This is a genomic window from Rhizobium deserti, from assembly GCF_004358025.1.
Taxonomy (GTDB): Bacteria; Pseudomonadota; Alphaproteobacteria; order Rhizobiales; family Rhizobiaceae; genus Neorhizobium; species Neorhizobium deserti.
Genome location: NZ_SMTL01000009.1, coordinates 20,839 through 35,692 on the forward strand (window position 1 = coordinate 20,839; position 14,854 = coordinate 35,692).

At 55.9% G+C, this 14,854-nt stretch carries 14 protein-coding genes and 1 CRISPR repeat array; of the genes, 7 read left to right on the forward strand and 7 right to left on the reverse strand.

The genetic code is table 11. The annotated features are described in order from the left end of the window. The first annotated feature begins 104 nt into the window (after positions 1–104). The 7 genes from repC (at position 105) to E2F50_RS21720 (ending at position 5,264) form a co-directional block, all read left to right on the forward strand. Positions 105–1,349 (forward strand): plasmid replication protein RepC, encoded by a 1,245-nt coding sequence (repC, locus tag E2F50_RS21690; protein WP_133318283.1) that lies wholly within the window; start codon positions 105–107, stop codon positions 1,347–1,349. 216 nt (positions 1,350–1,565) lie between these two features. Beyond that, positions 1,566–1,838 carry a hypothetical protein gene (locus E2F50_RS21695; protein WP_133318284.1) on the forward strand — a complete coding sequence of 91 codons (273 nt, stop codon included), beginning with the start codon at positions 1,566–1,568 and terminating at the stop codon, positions 1,836–1,838. Positions 1,839–2,096: 258 nt separating this feature from the next. Beyond that, on the forward strand, positions 2,097–2,648 hold the full coding sequence (locus E2F50_RS21700; RefSeq protein WP_133318285.1) for a hypothetical protein: 552 nt from the start codon (positions 2,097–2,099) through the stop codon (positions 2,646–2,648). A 385-nt stretch (positions 2,649–3,033) separates the two neighbouring features. Beyond that, positions 3,034–3,324, forward strand: a complete 291-nt coding sequence (locus E2F50_RS21705; RefSeq protein ID WP_133318286.1) for a hypothetical protein — start codon at positions 3,034–3,036, stop codon at positions 3,322–3,324. A gap of 509 nt (positions 3,325–3,833) precedes the next feature. Continuing rightward, positions 3,834–4,085, forward strand: coding sequence for a hypothetical protein (locus tag E2F50_RS21710; protein WP_133318287.1), 252 nt, complete (start codon positions 3,834–3,836; stop codon positions 4,083–4,085). 274 nt (positions 4,086–4,359) lie between these two features. Next, complete coding sequence (locus E2F50_RS21715) at positions 4,360–4,641, forward strand: hypothetical protein (protein ID WP_133318288.1); 282 nt, start codon at positions 4,360–4,362, stop codon at positions 4,639–4,641. After that, entirely contained in the window at positions 4,638–5,264 is a 627-nt protein-coding gene (locus tag E2F50_RS21720) for a Shedu immune nuclease family protein (RefSeq protein WP_133318289.1), read from the forward strand. Before E2F50_RS21715 ends, E2F50_RS21720 begins: the two co-directional genes overlap by 4 nt. 184 nt (positions 5,265–5,448) lie before the next feature. Here E2F50_RS21720 and E2F50_RS21725 read toward each other — a convergent pair whose 3' ends face one another. The 7 genes from E2F50_RS21725 to cas1 all read right to left on the reverse strand — a co-directional run bounded on the left by E2F50_RS21725 (position 5,449) and on the right by cas1 (position 14,322). Then, on the reverse strand, positions 5,449–6,399 hold the full coding sequence (locus tag E2F50_RS21725) for a hypothetical protein (protein WP_133318290.1): 951 nt from the start codon (positions 6,397–6,399) through the stop codon (positions 5,449–5,451). A 28-nt stretch (positions 6,400–6,427) separates the two neighbouring features. Further along, positions 6,428–7,612 (reverse strand): radical SAM/SPASM domain-containing protein, encoded by a 1,185-nt coding sequence (locus E2F50_RS21730; protein ID WP_133318291.1) that lies wholly within the window; start codon positions 7,610–7,612, stop codon positions 6,428–6,430. A 641-nt stretch (positions 7,613–8,253) separates the two neighbouring features. After that, complete coding sequence (locus tag E2F50_RS21735) at positions 8,254–8,907, reverse strand: tyrosine-type recombinase/integrase (protein ID WP_161974304.1); 654 nt, start codon at positions 8,905–8,907, stop codon at positions 8,254–8,256. Positions 8,908–9,219: 312 nt separating this feature from the next. Continuing rightward, entirely contained in the window at positions 9,220–9,489 is a 270-nt protein-coding gene (locus E2F50_RS21740; protein ID WP_133318293.1) for a hypothetical protein, read from the reverse strand. Positions 9,490–9,715: 226 nt separating this feature from the next. Then, a complete protein-coding gene (locus E2F50_RS21745) occupies positions 9,716–11,497 on the reverse strand; it encodes a hypothetical protein (RefSeq protein ID WP_133318294.1) in 1,782 nt (593 codons plus the stop codon). A 404-nt stretch (positions 11,498–11,901) separates the two neighbouring features. Beyond that, entirely contained in the window at positions 11,902–12,342 is a 441-nt protein-coding gene (gene cas2 / locus E2F50_RS21750) for a CRISPR-associated endonuclease Cas2 (RefSeq protein ID WP_133318295.1), read from the reverse strand. 3 nt (positions 12,343–12,345) lie between these two features. Continuing rightward, the gene (gene cas1, locus E2F50_RS21755; protein WP_133318296.1) at positions 12,346–14,322 is read right to left on the reverse strand and encodes a CRISPR-associated endonuclease Cas1; all 1,977 of its coding nucleotides are present in this window, start codon (positions 14,320–14,322) and stop codon (positions 12,346–12,348) included. Positions 14,323–14,368: 46 nt separating this feature from the next. Beyond that, positions 14,369–14,744: a CRISPR direct-repeat array (repeat unit 37 nt; unit sequence GGTTCAGTCCGCTGTGAAAGAAGCGGTCATGCTGAAC). The last annotated feature ends 110 nt before the right edge of the window (positions 14,745–14,854 follow it).

A 14,854-nucleotide genomic window follows, 5' to 3' on the forward strand; every position in this document is an offset into this window, starting at 1 on the left:
ATCTCTAGCAGGATCGAGAATCGCATTTCCCGGAATCACAGTCAAGAGTCTTGGCGCCGATTTGGTGAGCGGATTTCTTTTGCCTGAAGGAAGGTGAGAGAAAAATGCAAACGGGACATGTGACGACGCCCTTTGGGCGGCGGCCGATGTCGCTCGCCCTGGTACGAGGCCAGATCGCGATCGAAAATCCGCAGCCGGACATGCGCGTCGCGAAGTGGAAAGTATTTCGAGACGTGTGTGAGGCACGGGAACGCCTGGGCATCCAGGACAGGGCACTTGCCGTCCTTGATGCTCTCCTGACGTTTCACCCTCACGCGGAGCTCGACCCTAGTCAGGGGTTAGTCGTTTTCCCATCCAACGCCCAGCTGTCCGTGCGGGCACACGGAATTACCGAGACGACATTGCGCCGACAACTCGCGGCACTTGTCGATGCCAGCCTTATTCTGCGGCGCGACAGCCCGAACGGCAAACGTTACGCGCACCGCAACCGCGATGGCGAGGTCGAGCAGGCCTACGGATTTGACCTGACACCGCTGCTGGCTCGATCCACGGAGCTCGCCCTGATGGCGCAGGACGTCGCCGCCGAACGCACTCGTTTTCGCCGCGCAAAGGAGGCCCTCACGATCTGCCGTCGCGATGTGCGCAAGCTGATCTCAGCTGCCGTGGAAGAGGGCGCTACAGGGAACTGGGAACATGCGGAATCCGAGTATGTCAGTATTCTCGCCCGCCTCCCGCGCTGTCCGAACCTTGCACAGGTCGAGTTTACGCTCTACGAGATGGAGCTCTTGCGGGAAGAGGTCCTCAACATCCTAGAAACACAGCTAAAAACTGAAAACGTGCACGGCAATGCCGTTCACAATGCCTGCCACATACAGAATTCAAACACCGAATCTATAAATGAACTTGAACCGCGCTCTGAAAAAGAACAGGGCGAGAGCTTGGCGAAAGAACCTCTGACGAGGAATGAGCCGAATGGACGATCGAAGACGAAACCTGAGCCGATCAAGGCATTCCCGCTCGGAATGGTCCTACGTGCCTGCCCTCAGATCGCTGATTACGGACCCGGCGGGCACATTGAGCACTGGCGCGAGCTCCTGAGAGCGGCCGTCGTTGTGAGATCAATGCTCGGCGTCAGCCCCTCAGCCTACGAGGAGGCGTGCAATGCCATGGGGCCGGAAAATGCGGCAGTTGCGGTGGCCTGCATTCTGGAGCGGTCGAATTTCATATCGTCGGCCGGAGGCTATCTGCGCGACCTGACTAGACGCGCTGAGCGAGGCGAGTTTTCGCTCGGGCCAATGCTGATGGCTCTTATGAAGGCGAACGATCAGGGAAATCGGAGAATTGCGTGATTTTGGCATGGCGCGGCGTCCAACAGGCGCAGCAATTCGGCTCCTGAGTCTTCGAAGAGGTCACTTGTCAGCCGTTTTTTTTAGTGATTTTCTTTTTTAGCACAGGGATTTACTGGCGCTGGGCGGCAGTTCTGAGGGGACATCAGGTGATGTGGAAAGCGAAGGAAAAGCAGATTGGCGTCGAGCGGATCAACGGGCACGCCCAGAAGGAACCGCTTGATCGTCGGTCGGGTGCCGGAGAACACCGAAATGCTCTTCACACCCGCCGAGCTGTTCGGGGCGATGGCGCAGTGCTCCAGCAGAGCGAAGATAGACCAGCGAGCCGCGAGGGCTCAGGTCCAGATGTGTCGCCATCTCATCTCAAGACACGTGGATGACAAGAACGATCGTTTTGCGCTGCTGGATACTGCCCGCACTCTGAAAGATTATGTCGGGAAAGCTATGACCGGCCTCGTTGGCGACGGCATTGCGTATCTCCAGATGGCTTGAGATGGATATCGCTGGGTGGATCATTTCGAAAACCATGAAGTCCATGGCAAACGTCCGACGACTCGCTCGCCAGATTACGTCTTCAGCCGCACTCAAAATATGTTTGTCGCCCTTACGGAGTCGAAAGCGACCAAGGGAGCGTCCAAGGCTGCTTTTACCAAGACTGTTAGGGAAGGCTACAAGGAGCAGGGTTGAGCCCTATCTGGGCGCAGGATCGGTTCCTGGGTAGCGTCGCATGGCTATGCCGTCGGGAGCTGGATGAAATCGGTGAAAAGGGCCGAGATATTCATCGACCACACGGCAAGTCAGGCATCACCCAGCGGAAACGACGACGACACTTCCGAACGTTCTGATCCACGAGACGTGCGCTTTGGCAGCTACTGCGGGGTGCTGACTCTCCTCTTCGGGCCGGAAGTCGGCGAGTCTGCGCGCGATGGCAGCTGGAGGCCTGCCGAGCAGAGCTTCACCACAGTCCAGTGGCTCGGCAGAACATTGATTGTCGGAGAAGATGCTGAGTGGGAGCCGCTGGTCGTCACTGCCAAGGAGCATCTGATTTCCAGATCTGGACTAGTGAGGTTCGTGAACGGCATGGCGCTGGATCTGGAAATAGCTCAGCGTGTCTTTGCCTTAATCGAGTCGAGCGAAGGTGATATTGACCTCATGGCAGAATTTCCGGAGTTTCCGGCGGATCTGGCCGAGGCAGCAAGGCGATCCGGAGGAGCAATCTTTCCAGACGGAATCGCGGTCTTGGGTCGCGATGAGGATCTGAGCCTCTATTCGCGGATCTTGGCGATCCGCCGGCGCAAGTAAAGCCTGCCCTGGTTGAAAGCGAGCTAGAGGCCGAGGGCGTTGTCGCTGAGGGAATTCCGGCGATCGATGCTCGCTCGTATGCCACCCCCCACACTGACGTCGTTGAGGAGAAGCAGGCGCTGCCTTACCTTACTCGGGAATAGGGTTGGGATTTGCCCGACCCCTTGTGGTTGAGGTGGTCGATCGTCCCGCCTGCGCTAAGCGGAAAAGGCCCCTCCTGGAACGATCGTCCAACCGTCGTCGCCTTCTGTGAGTTTTCGGTCGCTCGAGTGTACTCCTGTTGGATGGTGATTGACGCAGCGGACCGCGGACACGATTTGCAACTTTCTCGCGCAGATCAAAAGATGAGATTGATACAGTTGGGTTATCGGACCTGGAAGAAATTATGCCGCTCCTTTTTTGCAATATTGCATGGATGAAGAATTACGCAGGCCGCGATGCTAAAGACCCTCCGAACGGTGGGGGTGGCTACGTTGTCTCGGAGGGAAGAGCCGGGGAGGAGTTGAACTTCGTTGAAGCTGACGATGGCTATGTCTATGGCCACTTCGAAACAATAAAGGACGACGTCGATCGCGATGTCAAAATCGAAAAACTGGGCACGTCGAAGCCGAGTTCATCGATGGTGTCGACGTCGTCTGGACCGCTCCTGTCGATGGCAAGGATCCCCTGTGCGTAATCGGGTGGTACAAAAATGCGCGGGTCTATCGCAAACGCCAGAGGTTCGAAGGAGGCTATCCCTCCGGCCAACATGAGCTCGACGAAGTCCTAAGCTTCCGGGTGCGAGCGCGGGCCGAGGACGCGCATCTCATTCCTATGAACAAGCGCGATGAAGTCCTTTGCCTGGGGCTGGGATAAGGCTGGAGCGGGCAAGCGAGCTGGTGGTATGCGGACGACACGACCGATCCGGCGGCACGGAACTTCGTTGAAGGAATCCGTGCAATCATTGCGGGGGAATACCCGCGTTTGATCGACCGCCCGTGCGCAGCCGGGTCAAGCAGAGGGCGGGGCAGGCCACAGCTGACGGCTACACCAGGTATGTTGAACGTCATGAGGTGCGGGTTAGCCCTCGGCACAACAAGCTCGAAAAGCTATTTAAAGACTATCTACAAAGGACAGTCCGCGGTCTCCAATTCCTTCTACCTTCTGCGACGACCTGCGATTTACAGATGGAAAGGCCAGGATGTGATGGTCGGAGTCAAGCCAACAGAGGTTTCGAGTATTCGGTTCGCTATCCGTGCGGCCATAGGACAACTCTTCGACTATCGTCAGCAACAACGGTGGGAAGGGAAGCAGCTGATTGTGGTTGAAACGGAAGTGACCAGGGCCGACGACAAGGCCTTGGCTACCGAAAACGGGTTTGGGTTGGCTTGGCCGTCTGAAAAAGGCGATCTCAAGATCCTCTTGCCTTCAGCATTGAAGCCAGCAGATGGATGCTAAGGGGTAGGGTGGCGCGACCGCCTACATCATCGGACAGCTATGCAACGAGCCAAGCAACACCCGCTATTTCGCGCCAATCCCGATCAAGCTGCGGGTGGAGAGGAATCGTCCGCCATTTTCTTTGTGAGGGCAGCTCAATGAACTCGTTCCCGCCCGAGAACCGACCTTCTTCCCTGATCGCGATGTCTGAATCGCCGCGGTTGATAAACGCCTATTCACAGTTTCTCGATAGGTACATGGCGCAGCAAGCTGGACTTGCAACAGTGAGGAAGAGATGTCTGTAGCCCTCAGCAAAAGAGCCGAAATCGCTTTGAGATCGCTGAGCCAACTCGAGCTTAAGCGGGCACTGAAAGCACTTGATGAGCTTGACCGGCAGAGCCGCAATGAAAGCAGATTCCACGATGTAAGTCGCGTGAACGTGGGAAGTGAAAAGCTATTTGCCTACAAGGCGAGTGAAAGGCTGCGCCTCGTTTTCTCCGTAGCGGAGGGCCGCGTTTTTGTTGAAGACATATTGAATCCAGACCAGTACCAGCGAATGGTCGGGAGAAAAGCATGAAACCGTTGAAGGCTCATGTGTTCAACCCCGCCGCTTGCCGTCAAGAATGGCACGATTTCAAAAATTTGCTCTCGAGCAAACCGACCCTGTCTGAGAGGAAGGACATCTTACCGTTTTTCAGAAAGCGCCAAAATCTGTCACTATTGATTAGCAATTACTTTCCTGAGCAGATCTATAATTCCGATCGGGTTTCACACGAATACGAAATCGACAGCCATTTCGTGGCGGATCTCGTGGTCGGAGATTCTTTGCGCAAACAATACGTGCTTGTCGAGTTTGAAGAAGGCAAAGCCAACAGCATCTTCAAAACTTCCGGAAAGAAGGCGACGCGCGACTGGGCACGGCGCCTTGAGGGAGCCTATTCACAGCTGAACGATTGGATATGGAAGATAGAGGACAATCGGTCGACTTCTAACTTCCCTGCAGTGTTCGGCGGAAGCAACGCCAAATTTCACGGGCTCATCATTATAGGAAAGGGCGTAAGGTTGTCTCCACAAGAAGAGGCTAGATTGGATTGGCGTATGGAGAAAGCCCTAATTGACTCCAAAAAAGTCAACGTGGTCACATTCGATCAGCTTCTCCTAGATCTTGATAGCTTCCTCACCCGGCTTCATCATGTCTGACGGGAGGAGCTTAGACCCGGCCTCATCAATCTTTGCGGCGGGGTCAGGATATGATTAGGTTTCCCGGTGGCAACTCGACAAGGCTATCCTGACTCTGTTGGATTCCCGGGCTTCTAGCATCGTTGAGGGTGGTCGTCGGCAGACTTATTGAGGATGCCTAGGTCTGAAAATCGTCAACGCTGGATCACGTTGCGCTTTCCTGTACGTCTTGCGCCGAGGAGCTAGCGAGTGCTAGGCGCTTCAGTCCCTTTCCGAGTGGTGTTTTTGTTGCAAAAAAACCCGTCGGCTCGTCGTAGTAATCCCCAAGGAGGTCGAAACACCTCAAGTAGTGCTTTAGCCCATGAAAGCCTTGTCCGACATAGATAGAACGAGAATAGGGATGGGCCCAATTAGGTGCTATGGTTTTTGAGTCGGCGGCCGCCCAGGTCTGCAAGACCCGCAAAGCCCCCCAAATATCTTGCGGCCAACGCGGACTATCGAACTGTACGACTAGCCTGAGGCCTGGCCGATATTCGGGTTGCTCTTCGAATTGGCCGATGCCCGGAAACTCGAACCGGCTCACAAGCCCGAAAAGCTCGGGAAATTCCTTGGCAAATGCCCTGACCAATTCCGCAAATATCGAGACACGCCCACTCGGCAAATCAACCGTGACGCGGACGGCTTCTTTGAGGATACTGGGCATTGTCACGAAGCTTGGCCCAAGCGTCGAAATCAACTTTTCCCGCAACTCACTAATTTCCAGATTGGAAACGGTGAAAAGCTGATCAACAAAGCCGGGTCCTTGATAATGAAGCCCCCGTTTACTTTTCGCGCACCATTCCGAGATGATTTGTTTCGCACCGCTCTGAGCGCTCACCTCGTTATGGTTATCGGACCACATCTGGCAAAAACTGGAAGCTTGAGAATCGACATCGTTCAAAGCCGCGAAATCCTTGCTAAGACGGCAGTGAACGAACTCCTCTAGGTCACGGTCCAAGGGGACGACCAACAGTCTGCCATTATTCAGTATCACCGGATGGAAAGCTGCGCTGCTCTCAACAGCAGCGCTGATGGCCTTGTAATAGAGCTTGTCAGATCCCCGGAGGGATCCGACAAGCATTGCTAAAACCTCATGAGTTGAAGAGACACCGCTCATCGCGATTAATTCCAGAATGGGGACCTAGTCAATTTGGACTGCAGGCTTGATTCGGTGAACAATCGCGAAAGAGTTCGTCATGGTCCGGTTGGATGAAATTTGGCCCGCACGCTTGGTTCGGGGAACAGTCTTTCTCGGGTTGTGAATCATCAGGTGCAGGAACGCCGTCACTCTGAGGATCTTGGCCTGGAACTGCTACATTCGGTGCACATGCTTGGTTTGGCGAGCAATCTTTTTGCGGTACAGCCTCAGGGGGATCATCGGCGTTTTCCTCACGTGGCTTATGCGGATCCACGTCATTGGGTGTTGCGGAGTTTGGGCTGCATGCTTGATTTGGCGAACAGTCCATCCGTAAAGGATCCGAGAACACCAGAGAGGGGCGCCCGACGCTGACCAAGCTATCGGACAGGACCGGGAACCGTTTGCGAAAAGTCTTTAGCATGTTCCCACGCATGACTTCCGAGATCGAGTTTGACCGGATCGATCCCAAAGAGTTTCCTCGAGACATAATACAAGGATAGATTTCGCCATTGGGGGCGATCGCGATGCGGCCGTCCCCACACCGGCCACAGAGGCCTGCGGACGTTTCCGGCATGGGTACCTCATTGACTGCGCGACCAACAGAGATCTGGTGATTAGCTCTGATCGCGCTGACGCCCATCGACCTTAGCATGCTGGTTGCAGCAGCAAGATCGCCGATATTCTGCTTCATCAAAATTATCTCCGCGCGAATGTTTAGACCCGCCGCGATGATTCTGGTTATTCCGTTGACTGTCTTTTCGAAGCTTCCTGGCTTGGTTGTTATGGCATCATGAACCTGTGGCTTATCGGAGTAAAATGATGTTGCAAATCTCACGTTTAAGCGTTTGCAGGCAGCTAAGAGGGCCTCCGAAAGGAAGGTCGCATTAGTAAATATCTCTAGGCCTATCCCTCTCTCCCCAACTCGTTCAATTAGCGGAATAAGCTGCTTGTAGAGGGTCGGTTCACCACCGATGAACTGAATCTCCTTGCAGCCATAATCGGCGACGCTGTCAATTACAGTACAGTATTCCTCGTGTGTTAGCGGCCGAGCGACCCGGACATTGGGGCCAGCCTCGCAGTAACAGTGGACGCATTCCAGATTACACACATTAGTCAATTCTAACCAAACGAGATTGAGCCGATGTGGCATATCAGGGACTTGGTGATTGGCGACCACTGCATGCTGGTTCATACTAGACTCCTGCTGTTTTAGAGGAATTTTGGAAGTATGCCTGGGATGCTTACGATGCGGCGCAGCATTGCTGCGTTTTGCGACACTGAAACCAGAGAATGCCAGTACGGTTAGGTGAGTAGCCTTTTCGAGAATACACTTCGGAACGGAAAGCACAACTCGTTTGTTCAAGCGTTGGAATAGTAAAGATGTTACGATTGCATTTGTTGGGTTCGGCTAGTCGCGAATAATGTGGAGGGATACATGCAGTTGTCCGGTCGCGTCAGGACGCTTTTTCTCATGATTTTCAGCTGCCTTCTAATCGCTGAGCCGGGCTATTCGAGCGAAGTGGATACAATAGTCAGCGCGGCCCCAAGAACCGAAGATCGGGCTGGAGAGCGCATTACATATAGCCCCGCGTTCGCGGTAGTAGCTTCACTCCGCAAATCCCCTCAGAACATTTATGGCAATTGGTCAGGGAATTTGAAGCTTGCTTGTAGGAGCGCCACAAGGGACGAATTCGTCAGGCGAACCGACATCTTCAATCTCGAAATAGTCGGCCGCTGCACTGGGGGGATGAAGATAGTGAGAGCGAGGCTCGGCAGGCGTTGACTTGATTTCTCTTACGCCGCCGGCTAGCCGCCATTTAGGCACGATCGGCCCTACTGAAGAAGACGCGTTGCTCGTCCAGTGCGACGAGTCGCGCTGTTGTAATAGCTCGAAGCTTGCTGAACCGAACGGTGACGCGATTGCTCCATAGCCTTTGGCAGTGGGATGCCGCGATTGGCAGCTTCCGTCAGATAACCCGACCTCAGCCCATGAGCGGAAAAATCCTCCCGCTCTAACCCAGCCATCTCCGCCCGCTGCTTGAGGATCGCATTGATCGATTGCGGATCGAGCGCCCGCCGCGACACCGTCCCCCAGCGACCGATCCCTCGGAAAACGCTGCCCTTGTCGATCTTGGCGGCCGCCAGCCAGGCGTTGAGCGCCTCGACGGGCCGACCGGTCAGATAGACGACATCGTCCTGCTCGCCGATGTGGTTTTGGTGCGGCCGAGATGGATGGCGAGGGAGGGGAAGGGATGGCCGGTCGGGCACCTCGATCGGTGGCTCGACCGTCAGCTGTTCGCGTCGCAGTCGGGCGATCTCGCTGCGCCGGCGACCACCGGAGGCAAAGGCGACCATCAGTATGGCGCGATCCCTGACATCACGCAGACTGTCTGTCGCGCAGGTTGCCAGCAGTTTTACCAGTACGACGCCGGTCACCGCCTTGGCGCTCTTGCGGCGACGCGCCCGGGGCACCGCGCGAACCGCCAACCGGATCGCCTGTTTGAAGGCAAGGGAGGCGAAAGCGCCGTTAAGACCGCGCCATTTGGTGAGTGTCGGCCAACTGGCCAGCCTGCGACGCACCGTATCAGGCGCGTGCGGACCGATGGATTTAGAAAACCCTGACGCCTGAGATTCTCGTCAACATCGACGGGAATGCCGTGGTTGGGGTCGCGTGCGCGCTTTTCCGGATCCCACAGATGATGGGCGACGAATTTGAGCAATAGTGCTTCCGGTGCTGGCCATGGCAGGGACGTCCGGTTGCGGCCAGGCCCCGGGCCTCAAGATAAGTGAGATCGGATGTCAGTGCGCGCAGCGTAGTGTCGCCATGCCTCGTTCGACAAGGTGCTTCAGGGTCTCCACATCATGGTCGTTCAGCAGCTCCGCGAGCTCGTCGCGCCGTTCTATCGGCAGGACGGAAGCGATTGTGTCGAGCTCTTCGGCGCGGCGTTCGACGGCGGCCAGTGAAATCTTAGCTTTGGCCACGGGTGCCCCAAAATCGCGGTTTCCGGCGGCCGACAAGGCCGTGATTTGCCCGATTCTGCGCGATTGCGACTCCAGATCAACAACCATGGGTAAACGTTGGTTATCGATTGTTAGAAGCCATAACCGTAATCATCCTATATGAGGAACCCTATAATCGTATAGAGTTCCTATAAGGAATCATTTACCATAATTTCGATAGCTTATGATCTCCCGAAAATCGGCATAAGTACGAAAAACGACCGCTTGATCTAGCAATGCTTGCAGTTTTTTTGGTTGGAATTCAACTTCTTCGATCCTGCTTTCGCGGCCGTCATCAATCCATGCGCCAACTTGAGGCTTCCCGCCGCACTAGCCAAAACAAGAATGCTACTCCTGCGACTGTGGAACCGGCATAGGCTAACGCTACCGCGAAAGCCACCCCATTGAATTCGCCCTTTTCTCCGATCAGTAGCAGCCCTCCAAGAAGGTTTCCTGCCAAGGATGCCGGAAGACCGTAGATGGCCACCTTATTCAGCAGCGCATTGGCCCGCAGCTCGCTGGTCGAGACGATCATGCGCTCAAGCTCCTCGAGCTCGGAAATGACCATGTCAAGCTGTGCTCGACCCTGCCAGCGGGCTTCGCAGCATTCCCTGAACTGTCTGACGAGGCTGTCTGTTTCGACACGCGAGGATCTTTCCCAGATGTCGCGTGCTTTCAGCTTGGCCGAATAAATCGCCCGAAGAGCGCTTCGCTTGCTGCGGCCGTTTTCGTTGGCTGCAGATACGAGCGCGAGTTGACGAATCTCTGACTGGAGGCTCCGCTCCAGATCACGGGCGAAACCGACCACGGTCGCGACGTCGGAAGCGGCTCTTCGCAATTCTCGATGTGGAAAATCACTCGTTTGCGAAAGCTCTATCAGCGCGACCCCGTGCTTGCTGATGATCATGGTGCCGCCGCGTGCCTCGATCACATCAAAGTCGGAGGTGTCCGGAAGCGTATCGATTGATATCTCGCCCGTTGCGAGCATGGCCGCGAACATTGCCGACAATGTCGGTGACCAGATGATGGCATCATCTCCCTGGCTCGGCATTCGAACGCAATCGATGATCGTCGTGTCGCTTCCGTAAACCAGGGGCGTTGCAAGGGCACGCACGTTCGCCGAACTGTCGGAAAGCTTGATCGCGGTTGCGCGGTCCTTGCGGTCGCTGACACGCAGTCCCATTGTCGGGGCGTAGCATCGCCACATCGCCGCCTTGACATCGCCCCAGGTCAGCAGGGAGCCTGGAAAGCTGGCGCCATCATGAAGGACAGATCTTGGGGCAGCAATCAGGGTCCTCTTTCCCTTGTCGTCCCACCAGGGCTGGTGGCATGCCATGGCAGACCCGATGTTCTCGTCGTGGCTGACGAGAGCGCGGTCGCCATCATTGCCACGTGGTCGCTTAAAGCCACCGGGTGTGTCGGCAAACGAACGCCACCGTTCATCCTCAAGCCGTTCCAGTTCGGCCCACAAGGCCCAAAGATCCAGGCTCGAAGCGGGATTGGTCGAAATGGTAATGTCGTTTCCGGTGCCCTTCAGGGCAGGGCGGTGGAGTGCCTGAAGCGCATATCCACGACCGGTAAAGGTGGTCGGGTCGCTGCGGGAAAAGTGCTTCATCGCTCCGGTAAAAAGTATTTCGCTGAACAGTATGGCATCGACCAGTGTCTTGCGGCGGCTGCCGGCCAGGTGAATCGCAAGCTGAAGCTTCGCCGAAGACCTGGCGACCTGACTATAGGCTAGCCGCTCGTAGGCCAGTCGTGATCGTGCCTCTCGATGCAATCTGGTCAAGCCGGTGCCCGCCTCGACCAGATGCGGCGGAATCCGGCTGGGCTGCAGATCCTGTGAAATCAGTCCGCTGGCATATGTCATGCCCTTTCGCACCGCCGTGGACAGGGCATCCGAGCGAACCTCTGCGGACGGATCGGATGCCTGTTGAAGTTCGACATGCACCAGGGCGGACAGGAGTGCGCCAAAGGAATGTTCGGCTTCGCCGGTCTCCTCCGTGTCACCTTCTTCCCACAGCTCGGAGTAACTGCTCCAAAGGCTCGGGAATTCCCGTCCGATCAGCCGCGACTGCAATGCCAGCAGCGCCAGGCATGTGTCGGGTGATGCGTCCTCAACAACAATGACAAGGCCTTTCAGAGCCTTGTCTGTTTCAGGCCGGAATTCAAGAGCACACGCCCATTCATCGATTTCATCCCGCGAGCGTGACGTTACGTACTCGGTTGCCGAGCCAAAGTGCTCGTGTAACGCCTTGTGTGAAAGTGAAAGCCTGCCTTTGAAAAGGCCCGCAGCGTCAGACGTGCCAACCAGGACTGCCGCACACTCTGCGCGTCCATCCTGCCTGCACACTATTGTTGCACCCCAATCCATGGACTACTCCTGCCAATACCATCTGCGGATTACCGAGCGCTTCGCCGTTTATGTCATGGATTTTAGCCCGCTGTGAAAGAAGCGGTCATGTGTCTCCTCGTAATGCATTGTCACCGCTCGGAGAAATAAAATGGGATCTGAAGCAGAAGCGCCCACTTGACATGCGATCGCCTTGAGAATCGTATCATGAATCCTTTGGATGATTTTCTGCATATTGCTCGCGCCTTATGATGATCCGAAGCTGAATCCTCGGTTTTTCGCTCAAGAAGCCAATAGTTGGCGTCGGTTTCAATAGGCGCACCGTGACCATGGACAGCGTAATGTTTCTCGCCGGTCGTGTGGATCGTGTATACGCGCAGACTGTCGCCCATTGCCAGAATCGGTTCGATCCTTTCGATCAGGCGTTTCAGCTGGGCATTGTTCAGCCTTGTCTCGAAAACGGAAAACTGCACGCGGGACGCATTGTCCTCCAGGATCACCGCAACTCTTCTGCGAGCAGCATCATTGGAAATGTCGTAGCACAATACCCGCAGCGGCGTGTCGCGTGGCATGGATCAGGCCTCCATGATATAGGGTCTGAACAATGTGTGATCTTCCTGCCGCACTGCATTCGCCAATCCCCGTGCCTGATGCAGTATCATTGCGCGCCAAGTCAGTTTGGCACCGCCATCGGAGGGATTGATGCGTTTTGCGACCGCCGCTTCGTAGCCTCCAACGATTGCCCGGCGGGCGTCGTCATTCATCTCGATCGGTCGCTGCTCTCCCTTCAGGAACATTTCGGGTCGCAATCGATGGGCGTTAAAGAGATATATGGCGATACCCTCCGTCAGTGCCGCGCGAAAGGGTTCCATCATGTCGTAGATCAGTCCGTCATGGCGGTCCTTGCTGGCATGAAGAAAGCCGAAGCCGGGATGCAGGCCGACGCTTTGTATGGCCGCGCGGGTATCTCTCTCCAGGATAGCTGTCAGGTAGTTGATCGCAGCATTCAGCGGATCCTCGGCGGGGCGCTGTCGTCGAAACTCCCGCACAGGCTGGTTACTCAGCATGCAGCCTATTGCAGGCCAGTAGGCGGCGCTGGCCGAGCCTTCGATGCCGCGCAGGGCCTCTATGCTTTGCTGCTGGTCGATCTTGCGCAGGGATCGGAACATGACCTCCAGTGCAGCTTCTGCCCGATCAAGCTGTCTTGTCCGGTTGAGCCGCATGAGTTGAGTCCGCTGATTGCGAATGCGGGAAGCGACCAGTGCTCTTCCAAATGCAAGGCGCATTTCATCCGTCAGGATTGCCTTTGCCTGCGCGAGTTGCAGGGAAGCGCGTCGCCCCTCCGATGTCGATGCTGAGCCTCTGGTCTGACCAAAGCCATCGAGCATTGAAAATTCGATGCCGTGTTCAAGGGCAAGGTCCAGCGCCTTGCGCGAAAAATCAGGAAACGGGCCGATTTCTATGCGCCCGACGCGTTGATGCGGGATGGATATCAGCTCGGAGCCATCGTCCCGGCGGACGGAAAAACTGCGATTGCGCACACCGAGCATGTGGCGCGCGTCGAGGACATAGAGAACCCGTTTGCCGGGGTCGAAGCGCGAGCCCGTGGAATCCAGCGTGATAATGCCCTCATCTGTCACCTCCGACTTGACGGGCCTTGCCGCCGGGGCGACGGGACCTGCGTTCTCTTTCAGCGCCAGCGTTCGAAGAAACAGATAGCCGATGAAATCGAAACCCCTGTCAAAGCTGACGATACGCGTTCCGTCTTCATGAAGCCGCAGATTGTGCTGGCCGAGAATGGTCACGGCATGAGCCAACACCTTTTCGGCCTTTTTCTCCGATCTGCACAGAATGACGAAATCATCGGCGAAACGAACGATCTTGACACCCTGCGCCTCGATCTCCTCGTCCAACGCATCAAGATAGAGATTTGCCAGCAGGGGCGACAGCGGTGAACCCTGGACGATGCCTTGACCCGGTGTTCCAAGCACCTTGCCCTGTTCTTTAAGCAGTCTGCTCAGCAGCTCGAGCAGGGCAGCTGAGCCTGGCATGGTCGACAGGATGGAAGTCACCTTCTCCTTCAGGATCGATTGGTCGATATTGTCGAAATAGCTGACGATGTCTGCTTCTATGACAATGTCGAAGCCGCGCTTCCGCCATGTCTCAATGCGTTGCACTGCATGGACCACACCCCGGTTGGGTCGGTATGCGAACGAGCCGTCCTCGAAAAGTGGCTCGAAGAGAGGTGTGAGAGCATTTGTGATGCTGGTGTGAACGATGCGGTCGCGCACGCTTGGAATCGTCAGGATCCGATATCCTTGCTTCTTTTTGGGAACGCTGACCTTTCTGAAGGCACCTGAACGATAGCTGCCTGAAAGCAGCTCGACGCGCAGCTCGGTCAAATTGGCAAACAGGTGTTCGCCGAAGTCCCGAATGCTGATCCCGTCGCCTCCGGCGGATCCATCATTGTCAGCCACGCGATGCCAGGCCGCCTGCAAGGCCTCCAGGCTCGTCACTCGCTGCCACAAATCCTGCGGCTCTTGCACGGTCATCGTTCCCCTATTGCTGAAATGTAGTTCCTCGCGTGGACATGTTGGCGGTTCAGTCCGCTGTGAAAGAAGCGGTCATGCTGAACGCTCAACATAGCAGTCTCACCCCCCGTACGGGGTTCAGTCCGCTGTGAAAGAAGCGGTCATGCTGAACACGATCCACCCCTAACCTCACGAGGTTGAAGGTTCAGTCCGCTGTGAAAGAAGCGGTCATGCTGAACATCAACTCTAACCGGAACACCTAACGCCTCGAGGTTCAGTCCGCTGTGAAAGAAGCGGTCATGCTGAACGACAACAGTCACATCTTCCTCTTTATGGAGGGTTCAGTCCGCTGTGAAAGAAGCGGTCATGCTGAACATCATCCACTCAAACCCTTAGGGGCCAGAAAGGTTCAGTCCGCTGTGAAAGAAGCGGTCATGCTGAACTCACTCCTTGTAGACCATTGAAGGACCACAGACAATCGGCACACTATCTGAGCCAGACGGGTCGTATTGCGGTTTGTCGGCACCAATTGCAAAGGCTGGCCTCGGGTCGC

Bases quoted from the DNA above. Each gene is read 5' to 3' on its own strand.
- E2F50_RS21730 (WP_133318291.1), bottom strand. From the start codon at position 7,612: ATGAACCAGCATGCAGTGGTCGCCAATCACCAAGTCCCTGATATGCCA.
- E2F50_RS21740 (WP_133318293.1), bottom strand. From the start codon at position 9,489: ATGGTTGTTGATCTGGAGTCGCAATCGCGCAGAATCGGGCAAATCACG.
- E2F50_RS21720 (WP_133318289.1), top strand. From the start codon at position 4,638: ATGAAACCGTTGAAGGCTCATGTGTTCAACCCCGCCGCTTGCCGTCAA.
- cas2 (WP_133318295.1), bottom strand. From the start codon at position 12,342: ATGCCACGCGACACGCCGCTGCGGGTATTGTGCTACGACATTTCCAAT.
- E2F50_RS21725 (WP_133318290.1), bottom strand. From the start codon at position 6,399: ATGAGCGGTGTCTCTTCAACTCATGAGGTTTTAGCAATGCTTGTCGGA.
- repC (WP_133318283.1), top strand. From the start codon at position 105: ATGCAAACGGGACATGTGACGACGCCCTTTGGGCGGCGGCCGATGTCG.
- E2F50_RS21705 (WP_133318286.1), top strand. From the start codon at position 3,034: ATGCCGCTCCTTTTTTGCAATATTGCATGGATGAAGAATTACGCAGGC.
- cas1 (WP_133318296.1), bottom strand. From the start codon at position 14,322: ATGACCGTGCAAGAGCCGCAGGATTTGTGGCAGCGAGTGACGAGCCTG.
- E2F50_RS21715 (WP_133318288.1), top strand. From the start codon at position 4,360: ATGTCTGTAGCCCTCAGCAAAAGAGCCGAAATCGCTTTGAGATCGCTG.
- E2F50_RS21710 (WP_133318287.1), top strand. From the start codon at position 3,834: ATGGTCGGAGTCAAGCCAACAGAGGTTTCGAGTATTCGGTTCGCTATC.
- E2F50_RS21700 (WP_133318285.1), top strand. From the start codon at position 2,097: ATGAAATCGGTGAAAAGGGCCGAGATATTCATCGACCACACGGCAAGT.